The following is a 19,512-nucleotide window of genomic DNA, read 5'->3' as shown; positions in this document are numbered from 1 at the left end:
ACATACATCTTAATCTTAGCCTCAACCTTAACCTAAAAATTAAAAATGACACACCTAGAAAACATAAAAAAACTATTCTCAAAAAATTTTGTAGAAAGTCCGCTTCTCGAAAGTTTTGATGTTGGGAAAATATATCTTCCGACCGGAAAACTGGTTGCCTGCGATCCTTTGATTACAAATGATATGCAAGCTTTTACCGATGATTTTCCCAAAGGAGACTTTGCTGTTTTACTTCATAAAGAGAGAGAAAGCAATTGCGTAGCTTATGCCGAAATTATTTTCAGTGATGCTGAAATTGCATCATGGAAATTAGCGACAACCAAAAGTCAAAATATCAAAGATTTGGCTGAAGGTGAAGTTTTCGGGTATCCTGTCGAAAGCGGAATGGGCTGTTTTATGGATGTCGAAACACAGAAAAGTCTTAATGATCTGGAGCAAAAACTATATCAGAGAAAAGGAGATGATTTTATGGGAATTTACGAAGAATTTTTCCATGAACATTTTTTTGACGAAAACGGTGCGATCGACCAGTACGCATTTCTAAAACCCTCAGAAGAACTTCCGGGAACTATTTTCGGTTTTGAAACAGGCTATGGAGAAGGTTTTTATGCAAGTTATGTTGCTTATGATAAAGCGAATCAACCTGTCAAAATCGTAACTGAATTTATTGAGATTTTAGTGAATTAAAAATATTTAGCTTTTGTAAGGCTAAGTTGTTTATTTTTGTTTTATACTAAAGTACAAAATATGAATTTTACTTCGACACAACCCAAAATAGTCGTTGTTGGCAGCTGCTCATTAGATTTGGTTTTATATACCGAGAAAATTCCGTCTTCCAACGAAACGGTCATGGCAAGTCACTGTGATAATTATTTTGGGGGTAAAGGTGCGAATCAGGCAGTCGGAACTGCGAGATTGGGAGCAAATGTTTACTTTATAGGTTGTGTTGGGGTTGATCCTCTGGGACAGCAAATCATGAGAAATCTTGTCAGTGAGAACGTGAATGTTGGTTTTGTTACTGAAACAGATCAGGATTCTACAGGAACGGCTTATGTTACAAGTTCAGAAGGCGATGCCGCAATCGTGGTGGTTCCTGCTGCGAACAAATATCTTACGACTGAAAACGTTGAAGAGGCAGATCGATATATTCATTCTTCAGATATGATTCTTCTTCAATTGGAAATTCCTATGAATGTTGTGGAGTACACTGTCAGAAAAGCAAAAAGCTATGGTAAAATGGTAGGCATATACGCGTCTCCGGGATTACCCTTAAGCAGTGAAGTTATTGAAAGTGCTGATTTCATCATCGCCAAAAGCAGCGAATTGGAAATTATTTTCGGTGAAGATCAGAAAGAAAAGATTCTGAAGAAATATTTTAACAAAGTTTTTATCAGAGACGAAACCAATTCTACCATTTATTTTGATGGAACAGAAATGAAGTATTTCAGAAATGAAAACGAAAGTATGGTCTACAAAATGGGAATGGGCGATGCTTTTACGTCCGGTTTTGCAATGGCGCTATGTCACCAAAATTCTATTGAAGACTGTGTAAAGTTCGGAAATGAAGTTTCATCAAAGGTTTCATTAGGAAAAGGAGCGCAGACTGCTCTTCCAAAGCTTTCAGATTTTTTTCCTTAAATTATTTACTGCATATCGAAAATTTTAAAATGACTCCAGGTTCATCATAAAAATATCCACTTTTACAGTGGATATTTTATTTTAATCCTATGGAAAAACTGATTCTCCAAACCGATGACGAAATTCAGATTGTCGGGCATCTTTTTAAACCTGAAAAAAGCAATCACAAAGTTTTATTAATTAATTCTGCTACCGGTGTAAAACAGCAAATATACTTTTCATTTGCTCAATTTTTCGCGGAAAAAGGGTTTACCGTTATCACCTATGATTATCGGGGAATTGGTCTCTCAAAGCCACAAAAAATGAGAAATTTCAAAGCTTCCATGCGAGTTTGGGGAAGTCAGGATTATAGAGCTTTAAGTCAATTTGTCATTAAGAATTTTCCCGATCATCAAAAATTTTGTCTCGGACATTCTGTTGGAGCATTAATTCTTGGAATGAATAAAAATTCTGAAATTTTCGATGAATTTTTCTTCGTTGGAACTCAAAATGCATATATCGGACATTTAAATTGGCGTACGAAAATTGAAGCTTTGTTGGGTTTTGGGATTGTTCAGCCGATATTTACAGAACTGTACGGTTATTTTCCAGCACATTGGTTCGGACTGGGAGAAAGTCTGCCAAAAAATTGCGCTTATGACTGGAGAATCTTAATTTTGAACCGGAAATCTACCAACAAATTATTGCTTAAAACTGAGGATTTTTCGAAAGATTTAAAACAAAAGGTTTTTGTGATTCAAGCTGAAGATGATGTTTGGTTAACTGAAAAAGGAGTGAAATCATTATTAAATGAAACTTATCCGAATTTAAAGCCAATATATAGATTAATTAAAACTTCAGAATCTGAAAAAGGAGAAATAGGACACATCAATTTTTTCAGAAGCTATAATAAAAATCTTTGGGAAATTATCTTACAAGAATTTAAGCATTAAAATTCCCCTCCTCCGGAAGGATGGCGAAAATTCAAAGAATTTTTGACGGGTGGTTTAAGAGATAAAATATAAAAAATCAAATAATGAGCAACACTATACAAAACACAGTACAATTCGTAAAAGAAAAACTCGAAGGCGCAGAAGCAGGTCACGATTGGTTTCACATTGAAAGAGTATGGAAACTTTCCAAAAAAATTGCAAAAACTGAAAACTGCAATCTTGAAGTTGTTGAACTTTCCGCTTTGCTCCATGATATTGCCGATCCAAAATTCCATGATGGTGATGAGACTTTAGCTTTAAAAATCTCAAGAGATTTTTTAGAAGGTGAAAATGTGGATGAAGAAATTATTCAGCAGGTTTTATTTGTAATTCAGAATATTTCTTTTAAAAATAGGGGAGAAGCACCTAAAGACTTACCAATCGAACTGAAAATTGTACAAGATGCAGATCGTATTGACGCTATCGGAGCAATCGGAGTTGCCAGAACATTCAATTTTGGAGGTTTTAAAAATAATTTGATGTATCATCCTGATCTCAAACCTCAGTTGAATATGTCAAAAGAAGAATATAAAAAATCAAACGGAACAACGATTAATCATTTTTATGAAAAGCTTTTGCTGCTGAAAGATTTAATGAATACTGAAGAAGGGAAAAAAATAGCCAAAGAGAGACACAATTTCATGTTAAATTTCCTCGACCAGTTTTATAAAGAATGGAATGTTGATTAACATTCCCTCAAAACATCTCTAATGATTATCTTTGCAGTATGGGATTTATCATTTCTATCATTTTTTTTTCATTGATTTTTTCGCTTTTCCTTTATAAAGTGAAATCCGGACAGTTTGCTAAATGGGCGAAGATCTTTCGGATTTTTACTTTGGTATTTTCTATTTCGCTTTTTACATATTGGTTCATTAAAAAAAGTTCGATTGGTATTGTAAGCAATTCTGTTTCATTGCAAGTGATCAATAAACTTCCACAACCGTTGGATTTTTATGTGATCAATGTCAACAATCTTGATAAAAGCGGAACTTTTGAAACGAAACATATCGGTAAAGTTCGTCCCGAATATTATAGAATTGAACACCTCAAACTAACCAAATCTGATCAGTATTGGATTGTCGGCTATCTAGGTAAGAAAAATTTGGTTTACTTTTCCCAACACGCTGTTCCCAACAAAAATATGGATCAGATCGTCGAAGTTCAAAACTACATCATTCAAAGTGAAAAGCTTTCCGAACAGGCAAAAAAGCATGTTGAAACCTATAATTTTGAAAATATGCAGACCGGAATTTGGGTAACGCTTTGTTTTCTTCTCATATTTTTGAATGTTTCTCTGATGGTGAGGAAGAAGTGAGTTTTTTCTAAAAACATCCCAATTTATATAAAAAATGCTCCGTAGGAGCAATATCTGTGTAGAAATAATTAACCATAAAAAATAAAGCGCTCCGTAGGAGCGCTATCTTATTGAGTCAATATATTTTAAAACAAACTCGGCATTTTTTCCTGCCCCATTTTTGGAACGATGATCTCCGTTTTCCATTCTTTATTCATATTCTCTATCAAATATGCCGAAAGCAGTGGCGAAGCTTTTTCAAGATTTTGGTGCACAAAGAAATACAAGTTTTGTAAACCTTCTTTTTTCCATTTTGTAAGATGTTTCAACCAATTATCCAATCTTTCATAATCACTTTCCGCATTGGCTCCAACATATCTGATGAAAGCATTTGGAGTAGTCAGCCTCATGTGAATCATATCTCTTCTTCCGGCGGTGTCGACGATAATGTTTGTAATGTTGTTGTCTTCAAATAACTGACAGGTTCTATCAAAAATTTCTTCATCAGTAAACCATTCCGTGTTTCTGAGTTCTATTGCGAGAGGAACTTCTTTGGGCCATTTATTAACAAACTGTTCAAGTCTTTCGTAATCTTTAGGCTTGAAATTATCGTGAAGTTGCAAGAAAACCATTCCCAATTTTTCATCAAAATTTAAAACAGCTGTTGCAAATTGAGTTACAACATCATCAATATTCAAAAGTCTTCTAAAATGGGAAACCGTATTTGTTATTTTTGGAAAAAACTTAAAGTCAGCCGGAGTTTTTTCTTTCCACGTCAAAACCTGTTCGGAAGTCGGCATTCCGTAAAACGTTGCGTTCAGTTCGATTGAATTGAATTGTGTGGCGTAATACGTCAATTCGTCTTTTGTTCCTTTTGGATAAAATCCTTTTAGGTCTGTTTTATTCCATTTTGCACAACCGATGGAGATGTTTTCAAGACCTTTTTTATTTTGTTTTAAAATTTCTTTTGTTCTTGAATGATCTTTAGGTAATGTAAAATCTATCTTTGACGGGTCTTCTACTTTTCCGAATTGCATTTAACTTGGTTTTAGGAGTTATTGAATGATGCTTCAAACAAAGATAATTAAATTGTAAGAAAACTACTTTTGATTTTCAGCTAAAATTTCATCAATGATTAAACTGATATCAGTAATTACTTTAGATATATCCGTTTTGATTTCATGATTTGTTATCCTGATAATTTTGATACCATTATCCTGTAAAATTTGAGTTCTTTCTTCATCTTTTTCTAGTTGTTCCGGAGCGTTATGATATTCTCCATCAACCTCAATTATTAATTTTAGTTGATGACAATAAAAGTCAGCAATAAACAAACTGATTGGATGTTGTCTTCTGAATTTATAACCTCTAAGTTGATTATCTCTAAGTCTTTCCCAAAGAATTTTTTCTTCCTTTGTTTCATTCTTTCGTAAAGATTTTGCTTTTAGAAAAGAACTTGATGGAGAGCCTTTCCACATTCCATCATCGTAATTGGATTTAAATTTTTTCATACGAAGTGTTTATTCTAAAATACAAAATTTTCTATACACAAATCTAAAATCATTTTCCCCAACCCTAAAGGGAGTGATTTTAGATGTGGGAAATACAACTTTTCATTAAAGATTTTAGATGTGGGAAATACAACTTTTCATTAAAGATTTTAGAAGTGGGAATATTTATTTTTCATAAAACATTTTTGATTACAAACTAAGTTCGATATGAAATTTGCTCCCTTTAGGGTTGGGGAAAACAAATTTCAGGTCTCATAGTATTTTAAATTTTACCCACATCTAAAATCATTTTCCCCAACCCTAAAGGGAGTGATTTTAGATTGTGAGAAATACAACTTTTCATTAAAGATTTTAGAAGTGAGAATATTTATTTTTCACAAAACATTTTTGATTACAAACTAAGTTCGATATGAAATTTGCTCCCTTTAGGGTCGGGGAAACAAATTTCAGGTCTCATAGTATTTTAAATTTTATAGAAATCTAAAATCATTTTCCCCAACCCTAAAGGGAGTGATTTTAGATTGTGAGAAATACAACTTTTCATTAAAGATTTTAGAAGTGGGAATATTTATTTTTCACAAAACATTTTTGATTACAAACTAAGTTCGATATAAAATTTGCTCCCTTTAGGGTTGGGGAAAACAAATTTCAGGTCTCATAGTATTTTAAATTTTACACAAATCTAAAATCATTTTCCCTGACCCTAAAGGGAGTGATTTTAGATGTGGGAAATATAACTTTTCGTTAAGAATTTATAGGTGTAAAATTATTTTCAGATATGAAAAATCTATATAATTCTTAAAAGGTAAATCTTTGATCAAAAAACTAAGTTCGATATGAAATTTGCTCCCTTTAGGGTCGGAGAAACAAATTTCATTGACCAAATTTTCTATTTACTATTCCGGATAGAATAAATTTTAATCCTCATCTTCCAACTCAAAAATATCCTCAACATTCTTACCAAAATATCTCGCAATTTTTAAAGCTAAAACTGTCGACGGAACATATTTCCCCGCTTCCATAGCATTGATAGTTTGCCTCGAAACGTTGATTATTTTGGCTAAATCTTCCTGCGTAATGCTTTTTAAGGCTCTTTCAATTTTAATTGTATTTTTCATTTTTTAAACAATAAATAGTTAAATCTGAAAATATACAAAACCAAAGGCAAAAACATAATAAGAATCATAACCGTAAGAAAAACGCTTCCAAAAACAGTAACAAATAAAATAAAAACGATAGAGTAGGAAACAATTAAACTCCAGAAGACGGATTTTAAACGCAGACTTGAAATATATTCATCCTCAATTTTTTCTTTGGAAAATCCAACCAGAATTCCGCCGACGATAATTAAAAGACCAAATAAATTCGGAAATAAATCAATCTCAGCAGTTTTGAAAAAACCTTGATTTTCATCACTAAAAAATCCTGAATTATAAATCACGGGCAAGGAGATTTCAAAATTCATTACGCCCGAAAGAGAAATCAATCCAAGAATTAATGACGGAATAAAAATAATCCAACCAATCTTTTTAAAGCGGTTTGGGAAAAGTTTTAATGTATTCATGTTTATAAATTTTTAATAAAACAAATGTAAAGAATATTTTACAATGTGTAAAGTTTATTTTACTTTTTTGTTGTAAACATTTTGATTTATTGATCATCATAATACATCGTATCTTTGCTGAGTTTACGTCTTTGCCAACGAAAAATATTTTCAAACATTTAAAAAAAACTTTGCCAACTTTGCGTTTAAATACAAAAAAACCGCAGAAAAAATTTCCACGGTTTTCTATCTTATTAAAGCCAAAAACTTGGCTCTTTTTACTTTTTACTTGTCTCTTCTTTTAAGCTTCACAAGCCGAACAGCTCACAAAATTCACCATCATTTCCTTAGAAACAGACGAACTTCTTTGGTAGTACAAAGTTTTCACACCTTTCTTCCAAGCTTCGATGTAAAGGTAATTCACATCCTTCACAGGCATTGTAGAAGGAATCTGTAAATTCAGAGACTGCGCCTGATCGATATACTGCTGTCTTTGTGCAGCCTGAGAAATAATCTCCATCGGAGAAATCTCTTTAAATGTTTTAAATACTGCTTTTTCTTCGTCAGTCAATTCGTTCAAGTGCTGAACAGAACCATGATTCAACATAATTGTTCTCCAAGTTTCTTCATTATCAAGACCTTTCTCTTCCAACAATTTAGCTAAATATTTATTCTTACGCATAAAGTTTCCTTTCGCCAGACCAGCTTTGTAATAGTTTGATGCAAAAGGCTCAATTCCAGGAGAAGTTTGTCCTAAAATCGCCGAACTTGAAGTGGTAGGAGCAATCGCCATTACCGTTGTATTTCTCATTCCGTAACCTTTCAGAAGTTCCGGCTCACCGTAGATGTTTGCCAGTTCTTTTGATGCGATATCGGCTTGAGTTCTGATGTGTTTGAAAGCTCTTGCATTAAACTGCGTCGCCTCAAAACTCTCAAAAGGAATCATATTTTTCTGAAGATAAGAATGGTAACCCAAAACTCCTAAACCAAGTGCTCTGTGACGCATAGCGAAATCTCTTGCACCTTGTAGATAGTAGTTTCCTTCAGTTTTCTCAATAAATTCAGATAAAACAGCGTCTAGGAAATAGATGGCCAATTGTACAGCATTGGTATCTTTCCACTCGTCATATAATTCTAGGTTCATAGAAGAAAGACAGCAGATGAAAGATTCCTGTCTTGTTGACGGAAGCATAATTTCCGAACAAAGATTACTTGCATTGATGGTCAATCCAAGGTCTTTATAAACCTGAGGTTTGTTTCTGTTTACGTTATCGGTAAAGAAAATGTACGGAAGACCTTTTTGCTGACGGCTTTCCAAAACTCTAGCCCAGATTCTTCTCTTATCTGCATCACCGTCAATCATATCCTGCATCCAGTAATCCGGTACGCAAATTCCGGTAAACAGGTTCTGAATCGGACTTCCAATATCCTTAATTGATAAAAATTCCTCAATATCACCATGGTCAATATCAAGATAAGCTGCAAAAGCACCTCTTCTTACACCGCCTTGTGAAACGACATCCATAGAAGTATCAAACAACTTCATGAACGAAACCGCACCCGAAGATTTTCCATTATCGGTTACTGCAGTTCCTCTGTTACGAAGTTCCCCGAAATATCCTGAAGTTCCGCCCCCGATTTTCGTCTGCATGATCACTTCACCCATTTTGTGGGTAATTCCTTCAATGCTGTCCGGAATATGCACGTTGAAACAAGAGATTGGAAGACCTCTCTGCGTTCCCATATTCGCCCACACCGGAGAAGAAAAACTGATCCATCCTTTCATGATCATCTCCTTAAAAGCCGGCTGCAGTTCAGGTTTGTATAATTTTTTTGCTGCGGCAGTCGTGATTCTGTCGATTGCACCGTCTACGGTTTCCCCCTTCAGAAGGTAACCTCTGTTCAGCATTTGCTCAGATTCTTCGTTGAGCCACCAGATATTGTTGTTTTGTTCTTCCATTTTTTATATTGTAAAATGTACCGAGTACATTGTTTTGTTATTTTTTTAGGAGCAGAAAATTTTGTATTTCTTCTCACTTGTGTACCTGCTTTCCGCTATATCTTTTTTCTGTGTGCCTTCGACTTCGCTCAGTCACCCAGAAAAAAGGATGCCGCTGCAATCAGGGCTAAGATGACGGTTTGTTTTCCCTTACCACTGAATCCCGTTTTTGCGACTACTATGTTATTGCGAGGAACGAAGCAATCTCTTTCAGTCAAATTGATCTTCTCACTCTTTATCAACCTTGTAAAGGTTTTAAACCTTGACAAGGTTCTTTGCGCAAAGTACTTCTCTAAGTTTGGCTAAAGCCAAATGAAGTTTTTCTTTTTGCAAACGGGCTAAAGCCCGTTCCTGTTGATACTAAACAGACTTCAAAAATTCTACTTTATGAGAATCATTCAGTCCGCTTTCGTCTCTTAACCTCTGAAATTCTTTGAAGGACGGAATGTTTAAAATCTCATTCTGCACTTCTTCGTTTTCATAATTTGAAAAATGAACAAACGTAACACCATCTTCTTTTACAAAAACTTTATACTCAAATTTTATCTGATCCAAAGTTTTAAAATCATTTAAAAACTTCTGAATATTACTTTTGTTTTCAGAAACAAATTCAGGTTTTACGGTATAACTTACGATTACGTTAATCATTTTTCATTTTTTGTCATTGAGAAAAACGAAGCAATCGCTATTAGCTTTCGATTTTCTATTTTGAGTACAGTTGATAATATACTTTAAACTTTTCAGAAAAAAAGATGTAAATCTTTTATTTCAACTAAAAATTTAGACGCATTATTTTTACAGTCCTGAATTATATTTTGCCCCTTCTCATTAAATACTTCTTTTGTTTTGTATGTCATTGAATAAATTTCATCTCCCAAATGACTTTCTTCAATATAGTTTTCTTTAGATTTTCTAAAAAAAATATAATTTGTAAGATCCTGATTTACGTGATATTGTGATAATAAATTTATTTTTGATAACTTTTTCAGAAATCTTAGATCAGATTTGTAAACTTTATTTCCTTTTAAAAATAGTAAAAAATCAATTGTTTCTTTTCCACTTTTAATTTTGAAATAACCAAAAATTTTGTCAGCAACAAATTTACCAGTTGGGTCAAATGGAAAATATTCGGGGAGCTGATCAAAAAGTGATTTTGTAAGTTTCTTCTTATTTACCTCAACAACTTTTATGTTCAAGCTGAAATCCGCCACTATGATATCTTTAATTTCCATATCTTTTAAATGTATCAACTTCACTAAACTCCACTCGCGCCCAGACTAATTAAAATAAGCGTCCAACGAATCTTCGACAAAAAGTTTAAGTACTAACGTTGGAAAAGAGTGCATTTCATGTAATGTATGTGTATTGAAATCATACCAAGTACAATTAGCATATGCATTATCATTATAAAACTCTATAATTGTCATTTTAGGACCACCGGATTTAAGTTGGACTACATCCCCTTCTTTGAAAATTTCCATAATTTATGTTTTTAAATTTAAAACAAATCATTCGCCGTAATACTCTTATCATGCTTCGTATAATCCACCGGTCTTTTTGCAAAGAAATCATCCATAGAATTGGCGAAAACTTCCTCTTCAAACCATTTCATCGGGCTGTACTGCTCTGCAGTGGTGTTGTAACGTTTTTCCATGTTGATTTTGGTTAAACTTTCGTCAACACGGTATTTCATAAAGTTAATTAAATCTTGTTTTGAGAATTTATCCAGCTCGCCCATTTCAAAGATCCAGTCAAGAATTTCTCCTTCAAGCTCGATTGATTGGTCTACTAAAGTGTAAATATCTTCAATATCAGAATCAGTTAAAAGATCCGGCTGCTCTTCACGGATTTTATTGATCAGGTAAATTCCACCGTTCGCGTGAATCTGCTCATCAATAGACGTCCACGCAATAATATTGGAAACATTTTTCATGAAACCTTTAAATCTTGTGAACGATAAAATAATTGCAAACTGCGAGAACAAAGACACATTCTCAATCAGAATACTGAATAAAAGCAAAGACGACACATACTCTTTCGGCGTTGCAGAGTTGGCATGTTTCAGCACATTGGATAAGAAATCAATTCTTTTCTTTAGTGCAGGAACTTCTACAACGTGTGTAAATTCTTCGTTATATCCTAAAACTTCCAACAAACGGGAATATGCTTCAGAATGACGAAACTCACATTCAGCAAATGTAGAACCTAAACCATTTAGTTCAGGTTTTGGGAGGTGATGATATAGGTTACCCCAAAATGACTTTACCGAAACTTCAATCTGGGCAATCGCCAAAAGTGCATTTTTTACCGCATTTTTTTCGTGAGGCTCCAGCTGCGACTGAAAATCCTGAACGTCTGCTGTAAAATCAACTTCTGAGTGTACCCAAAATGATTTGTTGATGGCTTCTGTAAACTGAAGAACTTCAGGGTACTCAAATGGCTTGTAACTTATTCTTTTATCGAAAATTCCCATATTATATTGTAATGTCTTTAAAAATTATAAAAAATAGATCATTGTATATTAAACTCGGGAGATTAGTAAGTTTCTGATTTGTTGAAGGTTGTCGTTTTAACTGATCAACATAAAAAATCATTCATCTCTCGTACCGTGCGAAGCACAAAGTTAGACAACGCAGACCTATTTTAAAAGGGGTAAAGACTAAATCACTGACTTTTAACTCTAAAAGTTTTCCACATTTACATGAAACTCGCTCTGATATTGGTTTAGAGATAGTTAACATCTGAAAATCGAAGTTATGTTAAGTTTGAAATTAAACAGTTTGTTATAAATTATTGAAATTTAGGTTTTTATATATTAAACATTAAAATTTTTAAAGAAATTTTTATTCTTGTAACAAAACCAAAATATATACTACTTATTGGAAATAAAAACAGCAATCACTTAATGTTAGTAATTCAGGATCTACATAAATCATACGATACGGGAAAGAGTAAACTGCACGTTCTCAAAGGTATTAACCTTAATATCGAAGAAGGTGAATTTGTCTCTATTATGGGAAGTTCAGGTTCCGGAAAATCAACTTTGTTGAATATTATCGGGATTCTGGATGAAAAAGACAGCGGCGTTTACGATCTCGATGGAATTCCGATTGAACATCTGAATGAAGTAAAAGCAGCTGAATACCGTTCGAAATTTCTTGGTTTCGTTTTTCAGTCTTTTAATTTGATTGGTTATAAAACAGCTTTAGATAATGTTGCGCTTCCGTTATATTATCAAAATGTACCGAGAAAAGAGCGTAACTTAAGAGCAATGGAGTATCTGGAAAAAGTAGGTTTGGCACAATGGGCAACGCATCTTCCGAATGAACTTTCGGGTGGACAAAAACAAAGGGTTGCAATTGCGAGAGCATTAATTACCAATCCTAAAGTTGTTTTAGCGGATGAACCGACCGGAGCGTTAGATTCAAAAACCACTCACGATATTATGAAGTTGCTTCAGGATATCAACAATGAAGGAAAAACCATCATCGTTGTAACCCACGAACCCGATGTTGCTGCTCAAACTAAAAGAAACGTAATCCTACGTGACGGAATTATAGAAAGCGACGAGTTTATTGATCAGATTGTATTGTAGCGGGAAGATGGGCGCTGGAAGCTGGAAGTTTTACGGAGTGTTTAATGTAGCTTTGTTTTCCGCTACGTGTTTGGAGAATCTTTAGAAAGGTAATATTTAAATAAAAATCAGCGATAAGTTTGGAAACTTCCATCACCCAGCTTCCCGCTTCAAATCAAAAAAATATATGTTTGACCTAGATCGGTGGCAGGAAATATTCAGTTCTATTCGCAGTAATGTATTGCGGACGGTGCTTTCAGGGTTTACGGTAGCTTTGGGACTGTATATCTTTATTGTGCTTTTCGGGATAGGAAATGGTTTACAAAATGCCTTTCAGGAAGGTTTTACAAGGGATGCGCAAAATTTAATTACGATTTTTACGGGTCGTACCAATATTGCATATGGCGGACTTCAGGCAGATCGACAGGTGACGTTGAACAACTCTGATTATGATGCGCTGATCAAATCGCAGCCCGAAAAAGTACAGTATTCAACTCCAAGATATTCCACAAATTTTTTAGTTAAATACGGTAAAGAAAGCGGAAGTTATCAGATCTCCGGAGCTAATGATGAAGAGGCTTTTATTGAAAACCGTAAACTGATGAACGGAAGATTTATCTCCAAAAGAGATATAGAAAATGATCAGTATGTTGCTGTGATTGGAAGAATGGTACAGAGAGATTTGATCAAAAATGGTGATCCTGTAGGAAAAGAACTGGAAATCAACGGAAGTATTTTCAAAGTAATCGGCGTATTTAGTGATGATGGAGGAGACTGGGACGAAAGAATGATCAGTGTTCCGATTTCTACGCTTCAACAAGTTAAAAAAGGATCAGATACGATAAGTACGGTATTTATTGCATACGACGAAAAAATGCAGCCCGATCAGGCCATAAAATACGGAAAGGATCTTGAAAAAGAATTGAGAGCAAGAAAAAAAGTATCTCCTGATGATCAAAATGCAGTTGGAGTCAATAACCGTGCAGAAGGATTGCAGGATTCTTTTACTTTCCTGTTTGTGATTACGATAATCGTAGGATTTATTGGAATGGGAACTTTGCTTGCGGGTATTATTGGGATCAGTAATATCATGGTTTATATCGTGAAAGAACGTACCAAGGAAATCGGAGTACGAAAAGCAATCGGAGCTAAGCCAAGAAGTATTGTTGCATTAATTATGCAGGAAAGTATTGTCATTACCGTAATTTCCGGTTTTGTAGGCGTAGGAATAGGTGTGTTGACTTTAGAATTAATTGGAGACGGTTTAGAAAAATATTTTATTAAAGATCCGAGTGTGGGATGGGGATTGATTTTCGCAGCATTTATCAGTCTTGTTATTTCAGGATTGATTGCAGGATTTATTCCGGCATACAGAGCTTCACGAATCAGACCTATCGAAGCTTTGAGAACGGAATAGCGAATGGTGAATAATGGTCAATTGTGAATTTTTTCAATTTGAATTTCATAATTAACATTAAAATTCAAAAAAGTACTAAAATAATTGACTTGCGAAGCAAAATTCACAGCAAAGCAAATTCACTTTTATAAAGAAAAAAACTGACATTTAAAGATGAACATTTTATTTAAAAAAGATACATGGCAGGAAATTTATTATTCATTGAAGAATAATAAGCTCCGTACGTTTCTTACCATGATCGGCGTTGGTTGGGGAATGTTTTTGTTTGTAAGTCTTTTGGGAGCTGCAAAAGGAATGGAGAATGGTTTTGATAAACTGTTTTCTGGTCTTGCAACCAATTCGATTTTTATGTGGGCACAGACTACCTCAATTCCTTATAACGGTTTCCCAAAAGGGAGAGAAGTCAGTCTTCATTTACCCGATATGGATTTATTGCAGAGAAGAATTCCTCAGATCGATTATATTTCACCTCAGAACTCCAGAGGAAGCTTCGGAAACGCAGGTGAACAGATGAGCAGAAACGGAAAAACGGCAGTTTACACTTTAACAGGAGATTATCCCGTTGGAAATAAAATTTCAGAGAAAAAACTGATTTTTGGTCGTTATCTTAATGATGCCGATGTGACCTCAAACAAAAGTGTTGTGATCATAGGAGAAGCAATTTATAAAAACTTTTTTGATGCTAAAAAAAATGAAAATCCCATCGGGAAATCAATTAACATCAAAGGTTTGTTTTTTAATGTAATCGGAGTTTACAAAGTTGCTCAGGCAGGAGGTCCGAATAATAATGATACCACTGCGTACATTCCACTCTCGACCTTTACAAAAATGTTTAATGATGGTGATAAAGTTGATTTTTTTGCGGTTGTGAGTAAACCGGATGCCGATCTCGCGGTAGTAGAAGATCTCGCCAAAGCAGAATTAAAAAAGAAAAACAATGTTTCTCCTGAAGATACCAACGCATTCGGAACTTTTAATCTAGGTAAAATGTTCGAAAAAGTAACTGGATTTTTAACAGGAATGCAACTATTAACCATTATCGTGGGAACGCTGACTATTCTTGCCGGAGTGATTGCAATCTCAAATATACTTCTCATTACAGTCACAGAAAGGACTAAAGAAATAGGAATCAGACGTGCATTGGGAGCAAAACCTTCAGAGGTGAGAAATCAGATTTTATTGGAAAGTGTAGTGATTACACTCGCTTCAGGATTGTTGGGTTTCATATTCGGGATTATGCTGCTGATGATTATTGATATTTTAACCAAGAATCAGGATAAATTTCCTTTTTACAATCCAACAGTAAATTATTCTGAGGTTTTTGCAGCAATGGGAATTATGATTTTGTTAGGATTAATTATCGGAATGATTCCTGCTCAACGTGCGGTAAAAATAAGACCTATCGAAGCTTTAAGAAGCGAATAATTTCACAATAAATTAATTTTTAGCTCTTTAAATCTCAATCTTTATTATAAATTAAAAAAATAAACTACTATATGAAAAAGAAGTTCACCTGGAAAAAAGCTGTTTACATTGTTTTAGGACTATTGTTTGCCTTCGCATTGATTTCCGGGATCAGTTATCTTGTGAAATCAAATTCTAAAGAAAGTGAAGCTTTTCTTACCAGAAAACCGACCGTTCAGAATATGGATGATAAGGTGATGGCAACCGGGAAAATTGTTCCAAAAGAAGAAATTGAGATCAAGCCGAATATTGCAGGAATTATCGATAAAATTTTAGTTGATGAAGGAGATCGGGTAGAAGCAGGTCAATTGATTGCCACGGTAAGAATTATCCCAAACATTGCTGAAGTGAATAACGCAACGCAAAATGTGCAGAATGCACAACTTCAAATTAATAATGCGAAAGCCAACGTTTCTAATATGCAGACGCAGTTTTCGATGTCTGAAAAATTATATAAACAGGGAGTGATCTCAAAACAAGAATATTTAACGGCTCAACAGCAACTATACACGCAGCAGCAAGCTCTTAAAAACGCAAATCAACAACTTGTAACTGCACAAAAGTCTTTACAGATCGTAAAAACCGGTGCTATTCCAGAACTGCAAGGTTTGGCAACGACTCAGATCCGTTCAAAAGCTGCGGGAACAGTTCTTGAAGTTCCGGTGAAAGTGGGAAGTCAGGTGATTGAGGCCAACTCTTTCAACGCCGGAACCACTATTTGTTCAATTGCAGATTTAAATTCATTGATTTTCCAGGGTGAAATCGATGAAGCTCAAGCCGGAAAGCTGAAGCAGGGAATGGATATGAACATCGTGATCGGTGCTTTGCAAAATAAATCTTTCCCGGGAAGACTGACAATGATTGCTCCAAAAGGAAAAGATACCAACGGAACGATAAAATTCCCGGTTGAAGGTGATGTAAATAATCCAAACAACGAATACATCAGAGCAGGATTTTCTGCAAACGGAGAAATCGTCATGAGTTCTCAGAAAAATGCTTTGTTGCTTGATGAATCTTTGGTTCAGTATGAAAAAAGCAACGGAAAAGACAAATCTTTTGTTGAGGTAAAACAACCGGACGGAAAATTCAAAAAAGTATTTGTAAAATTAGGAGCAAGTGACGGGATCAACGTGCAGATTCTTTCAGGAATTGATAAAAACGCGGAGGTGAAAGTCTGGAATCCTTCTGATAAAGACAAAGAAGAATTAAAAGAAAAAACGAAGAAATAATAAACTTTAAAAGTTGACCTTTTAGATATGAAAAAGATATTTTCATTTTTACTTTTTAGTTTGTTGACAAGTATGTTCTTTGCTCAATCTGCTAATGATAAAGCTGCAGCTGATCTTTTTCAGACTCATTATAATTCGGGAAATTATGATGGCATTTTCAATAGTTTTTCGCCCGAAATGCAAAACGCTTTACCGCTTGCAAATACAAAGCAATTTTTATCGGGTTTAAAATTGCAGTTCGGAAAAATGGAAAGTAAGGAATTTACATCTTATCAGGAAACCTATGCTGTTTATAAAACCAAATTTGAAAAAGCTGTTCTGGCGGTGAATATTTCTTTGGATGACAATAATAAAATTAACGGACTTCTTGTAAAACCTTATGAGAAAAAAGAAGAAAAAAAGGCTGATGTAAAAGAAAATAAAACAGTCAATGCATTAAAGGATTTTCCTGGAAATATGAGTGAAACTGTATTTTCAAATGTGAAAGATTTTCCGAATAATACTCAGGTTTCGATTGCTTTTCTTGAAAATGGGGAAACGCATTTTTACGGAATTATCAAACAAAATGACACCGTAAAAAGTGTGGCCAACCAAAATAAAGTCTTTGAAATTGGCTCGCTTACAAAAGCATTTACAGCTACGGTTTTGGCATCTTTGGTAGATGAAAAAAAGATAAATTTAAATGACAATATCAATTTGTATTACTCTTTTCCGTTCAAAGGAAACAATAAAATCAATTTTCTGAGTTTGGCTAATCATACTTCAGGTTTGCCGCGTCTTCCGGATAATTTAAATTTGACTAATGCAGACAATCCTTACAAAAATTATGGGCAGAAAGAAATTGAAGTTTACCTAAAAGATCATCTACAATTAAAAAATAATCCGGTAAAATATGAATATTCAAATCTGGGAGCTGGATTATTGGGATATACATTGGGCGTAAGTCAAAAAACATCGTTCAAGAATTTATTGCAAAAAAGAATTTTTGATCAATACAAGATGAATAATTCTTACACAAGTTCTGAAAATCTTAAAGATAAACTAGTCAGCGGATTGAATGCGGATGGCGAAAAAGTTTCCAATTGGGATTTTGATGTTTTATTCGGTGGTGGCGGAATTTTATCAACAACAGAAGATCTGGCGAAATTTGTGAAAGCACAATTTGATAATGGAAATAAAGAACTTGCTCTGACAAGAAAACCAACTTTCACGGTTAGTGAAAAAATGAAGATCGGATTAGGTTGGCACATTTTGAAAAGTAAAAATGGAAACGAATTTTTATGGCACAACGGAGGAACCGCAGGATATTCTTCTTCACTGGCTTTTAATGCAGAAAATAAAAATGCAGTCATTATTCTATCCAATGTTTCGGCATTTAATGCCAAAATGCAAAACATCGACAAACTGTGTTTTGACTTAATGAATAGTACAGACAAAAAATAAAAAAAATATTTTCTTACAATAAAAAAAGTCCCGAAGATTCGGGACTTTTTGCTTTTGATTAATTCAAGTTTATAATTAACTTAAAAACTTGATCTCTTTATCTTTAAAATTATTTTTCACAACCAGTTTATTCATGGTTTTCATCATTTGTCTGCGAAGTTTGGCTAGTTTTCTTACATTTTTATCTTCGCTGTAATCAAAAATATTATCTTTAAAACTGAATGTATCACCATCCTTAAAAGTGATATTATTTTTCTTTAATTCTCTTTCGATCATAAGGTTGGTCATGCTTTGAAGAATTAAATGTTCAGACTCACCAAGAGATTTTAAAGATTTGAGCAATTGTTTTTTATATTTTTTCTTTCCCATAATTTCCGGCGATTTTTCGCATTTTAAATATTTATACAAATATATATTTTTCATTTAATTATTTCTCACTTAAATTTATTATCGTAATATTGCGATATAAGTTAAGATAATGGGTGCGACAAAAACAGAACATTTCACAGAAAAACAAAACCTGATAGCCAACATAGCAAAAGCATTGGGACATCCTGCAAGAATTGCCATCATTGAATACCTTATGAAAGTGAATGAATGCATCTGTGGAGACATTGTCAATGAACTGCCATTGGCGCAGCCTACGGTTTCTCAACATTTAAAAGAACTGAAAAACGCAGGATTGATAAAAGGGAATATTGAGGGGACTTCAATCTGTTATTGTATTGACGAAAAAACTTTTGATCTTTTGAAAGATTATTTCTCAAATGTGATCTCTGTAACCAAGGGAAAATGTTGTTAAGTATTTTTTTGAATTTATCAATCGTAATATTGCAATAAAACAAATTAAAATAGATAGTATGAAATTATCAGACATAAAACAGATTTTACCTACATTAGAAAATGTAGAGTTTCAACTGGAGAATGGAACATTGGTTCCTGAACATTTCCACGTAATGGAGGTGGGAATGATTACGAAAAACTTTATCGATTGTGGCGGAAAGATCAGAAAAGAAAATGTGGTCAATTTTCAGCTTTGGAATGCCAATGATTTTGAACATCGATTGAAACCAGGAAAATTACTAAATATCATTAAACTTTCTGAAGAAAAATTAGGAATAGAAGATTTTGAGATCGAAGTTGAATATCAAAGTTCTACAATCGGTAAATATGATCTGGATTTTAACGGAACATATTTCGTTTTAAAAAATAAAAACACAGCCTGTTTGGCAAGCGATTCTTGCGGAGTTCCACAGGAAAAGCAAAAGGTAAATCTTAGCGAGATCAATAAAGAAGTTAATTGTACTCCAAATTCAGGATGCTGCTCATGATACTTAAAACGATTATTAAATATAAAAAACCAATAATCATTACATCTTCGGTGATTTTGTTACAGCTAATTTTTGGGTTTGATCCTAAATTCTGC

22 protein-coding genes are annotated in these 19,512 nt (G+C 33.9%); 12 read left to right on the top strand and 10 right to left on the bottom strand.

Annotated elements, in window-relative coordinates; translation table 11 throughout:
• Positions 1-45 precede the first annotated feature (45 nt).
• The 5 genes from NZ698_RS16235 (at position 46) to NZ698_RS16215 (ending at position 3,927) form a co-directional block, all read left to right on the top strand.
• Entirely contained in the window at positions 46-687 is a 642-nt protein-coding gene (locus NZ698_RS16235) for a DUF4241 domain-containing protein (RefSeq protein ID WP_263004251.1), read from the top strand.
• A gap of 60 nt (positions 688-747) precedes the next feature.
• Positions 748-1,638 carry a ribokinase gene (locus NZ698_RS16230; protein WP_263004249.1) on the top strand — a complete coding sequence of 297 codons (891 nt, stop codon included), beginning with the start codon at positions 748-750 and terminating at the stop codon, positions 1,636-1,638.
• 89 nt (positions 1,639-1,727) lie between these two features.
• Positions 1,728-2,570: an alpha/beta hydrolase family protein gene (locus NZ698_RS16225; RefSeq protein WP_263004248.1), complete on the top strand. Its 843-nt coding sequence runs from the start codon at positions 1,728-1,730 to the stop codon at positions 2,568-2,570.
• An 83-nt stretch (positions 2,571-2,653) separates the two neighbouring features.
• Positions 2,654-3,298: an HD domain-containing protein gene (locus NZ698_RS16220; protein ID WP_263004246.1), complete on the top strand. Its 645-nt coding sequence runs from the start codon at positions 2,654-2,656 to the stop codon at positions 3,296-3,298.
• 38 nt (positions 3,299-3,336) lie between these two features.
• Positions 3,337-3,927, top strand: coding sequence for a hypothetical protein (locus tag NZ698_RS16215; RefSeq protein ID WP_263004245.1), 591 nt, complete (start codon positions 3,337-3,339; stop codon positions 3,925-3,927).
• A 125-nt stretch (positions 3,928-4,052) separates the two neighbouring features.
• Here the strand turns inward: NZ698_RS16215 and NZ698_RS16210 are convergent, their stop codons facing one another.
• The 9 genes from NZ698_RS16210 to NZ698_RS16170 all read right to left on the bottom strand — a co-directional run bounded on the left by NZ698_RS16210 (position 4,053) and on the right by NZ698_RS16170 (position 11,432).
• Positions 4,053-4,943, bottom strand: coding sequence for a DUF72 domain-containing protein (locus NZ698_RS16210; protein ID WP_263004244.1), 891 nt, complete (start codon positions 4,941-4,943; stop codon positions 4,053-4,055).
• Between the two features lie 63 nt (positions 4,944-5,006).
• Positions 5,007-5,417, bottom strand: coding sequence for an endonuclease domain-containing protein (locus NZ698_RS16205; RefSeq protein ID WP_263004243.1), 411 nt, complete (start codon positions 5,415-5,417; stop codon positions 5,007-5,009).
• Positions 5,418-6,334: 917 nt separating this feature from the next.
• Positions 6,335-6,535: a helix-turn-helix transcriptional regulator gene (locus NZ698_RS16200; protein WP_263004242.1), complete on the bottom strand. Its 201-nt coding sequence runs from the start codon at positions 6,533-6,535 to the stop codon at positions 6,335-6,337.
• Positions 6,532-6,981, bottom strand: coding sequence for a hypothetical protein (locus tag NZ698_RS16195; RefSeq protein ID WP_263004241.1), 450 nt, complete (start codon positions 6,979-6,981; stop codon positions 6,532-6,534). Before NZ698_RS16195 ends, NZ698_RS16200 begins: the two co-directional genes overlap by 4 nt.
• A gap of 280 nt (positions 6,982-7,261) precedes the next feature.
• Complete coding sequence (locus tag NZ698_RS16190) at positions 7,262-8,920, bottom strand: ribonucleoside-diphosphate reductase subunit alpha (RefSeq protein WP_263004240.1); 1,659 nt, start codon at positions 8,918-8,920, stop codon at positions 7,262-7,264.
• 399 nt (positions 8,921-9,319) lie between these two features.
• Positions 9,320-9,607 (bottom strand): hypothetical protein, encoded by a 288-nt coding sequence (locus tag NZ698_RS16185; protein WP_263004239.1) that lies wholly within the window; start codon positions 9,605-9,607, stop codon positions 9,320-9,322.
• Positions 9,608-9,699: 92 nt separating this feature from the next.
• Positions 9,700-10,191 carry a hypothetical protein gene (locus tag NZ698_RS16180; protein ID WP_263004238.1) on the bottom strand — a complete coding sequence of 164 codons (492 nt, stop codon included), beginning with the start codon at positions 10,189-10,191 and terminating at the stop codon, positions 9,700-9,702.
• Between the two features lie 45 nt (positions 10,192-10,236).
• Positions 10,237-10,440, bottom strand: a complete 204-nt coding sequence (locus NZ698_RS16175) for a YodC family protein (protein WP_263004237.1) — start codon at positions 10,438-10,440, stop codon at positions 10,237-10,239.
• Between the two features lie 17 nt (positions 10,441-10,457).
• A complete protein-coding gene (locus NZ698_RS16170; RefSeq protein WP_263004236.1) occupies positions 10,458-11,432 on the bottom strand; it encodes a ribonucleotide-diphosphate reductase subunit beta in 975 nt (324 codons plus the stop codon).
• 432 nt (positions 11,433-11,864) lie between these two features.
• Between NZ698_RS16170 and NZ698_RS16165 the strand changes: the two genes are divergently transcribed.
• The 5 genes from NZ698_RS16165 to NZ698_RS16145 all read left to right on the top strand — a co-directional run bounded on the left by NZ698_RS16165 (position 11,865) and on the right by NZ698_RS16145 (position 18,086).
• Positions 11,865-12,554 carry an ABC transporter ATP-binding protein gene (locus NZ698_RS16165; protein ID WP_263004235.1) on the top strand — a complete coding sequence of 230 codons (690 nt, stop codon included), beginning with the start codon at positions 11,865-11,867 and terminating at the stop codon, positions 12,552-12,554.
• Positions 12,555-12,720: 166 nt separating this feature from the next.
• Positions 12,721-13,950: an ABC transporter permease gene (locus NZ698_RS16160; RefSeq protein WP_263004234.1), complete on the top strand. Its 1,230-nt coding sequence runs from the start codon at positions 12,721-12,723 to the stop codon at positions 13,948-13,950.
• 153 nt (positions 13,951-14,103) lie between these two features.
• On the top strand, positions 14,104-15,375 hold the full coding sequence (locus tag NZ698_RS16155; RefSeq protein ID WP_263004233.1) for an ABC transporter permease: 1,272 nt from the start codon (positions 14,104-14,106) through the stop codon (positions 15,373-15,375).
• Positions 15,376-15,446: 71 nt separating this feature from the next.
• Positions 15,447-16,643 (top strand): efflux RND transporter periplasmic adaptor subunit, encoded by a 1,197-nt coding sequence (locus NZ698_RS16150; protein ID WP_263004232.1) that lies wholly within the window; start codon positions 15,447-15,449, stop codon positions 16,641-16,643.
• Positions 16,644-16,670: 27 nt separating this feature from the next.
• On the top strand, positions 16,671-18,086 hold the full coding sequence (locus tag NZ698_RS16145) for a serine hydrolase domain-containing protein (RefSeq protein WP_263004231.1): 1,416 nt from the start codon (positions 16,671-16,673) through the stop codon (positions 18,084-18,086).
• A gap of 75 nt (positions 18,087-18,161) precedes the next feature.
• Here NZ698_RS16145 and NZ698_RS16140 read toward each other — a convergent pair whose 3' ends face one another.
• Positions 18,162-18,509, bottom strand: a complete 348-nt coding sequence (locus NZ698_RS16140; RefSeq protein WP_263004230.1) for a hypothetical protein — start codon at positions 18,507-18,509, stop codon at positions 18,162-18,164.
• Between the two features lie 55 nt (positions 18,510-18,564).
• On the opposite strand from NZ698_RS16140, the gene NZ698_RS16135 reads away from it, so the two are divergent.
• Together NZ698_RS16135 and NZ698_RS16130 are read left to right on the top strand one after the other, a co-directional pair.
• Complete coding sequence (locus NZ698_RS16135) at positions 18,565-18,888, top strand: ArsR/SmtB family transcription factor (protein ID WP_263004229.1); 324 nt, start codon at positions 18,565-18,567, stop codon at positions 18,886-18,888.
• Between the two features lie 58 nt (positions 18,889-18,946).
• Positions 18,947-19,417 carry a DUF6428 family protein gene (locus NZ698_RS16130; RefSeq protein ID WP_263004228.1) on the top strand — a complete coding sequence of 157 codons (471 nt, stop codon included), beginning with the start codon at positions 18,947-18,949 and terminating at the stop codon, positions 19,415-19,417.
• The last annotated feature ends 95 nt before the right edge of the window (positions 19,418-19,512 follow it).

The sequence above is a fragment of the Chryseobacterium edaphi genome (assembly GCF_025628985.1).
Classification (GTDB): domain Bacteria; phylum Bacteroidota; class Bacteroidia; order Flavobacteriales; family Weeksellaceae; genus Chryseobacterium; species Chryseobacterium edaphi.
This window is presented reverse-complemented; position numbering and strand designations above follow the sequence as displayed.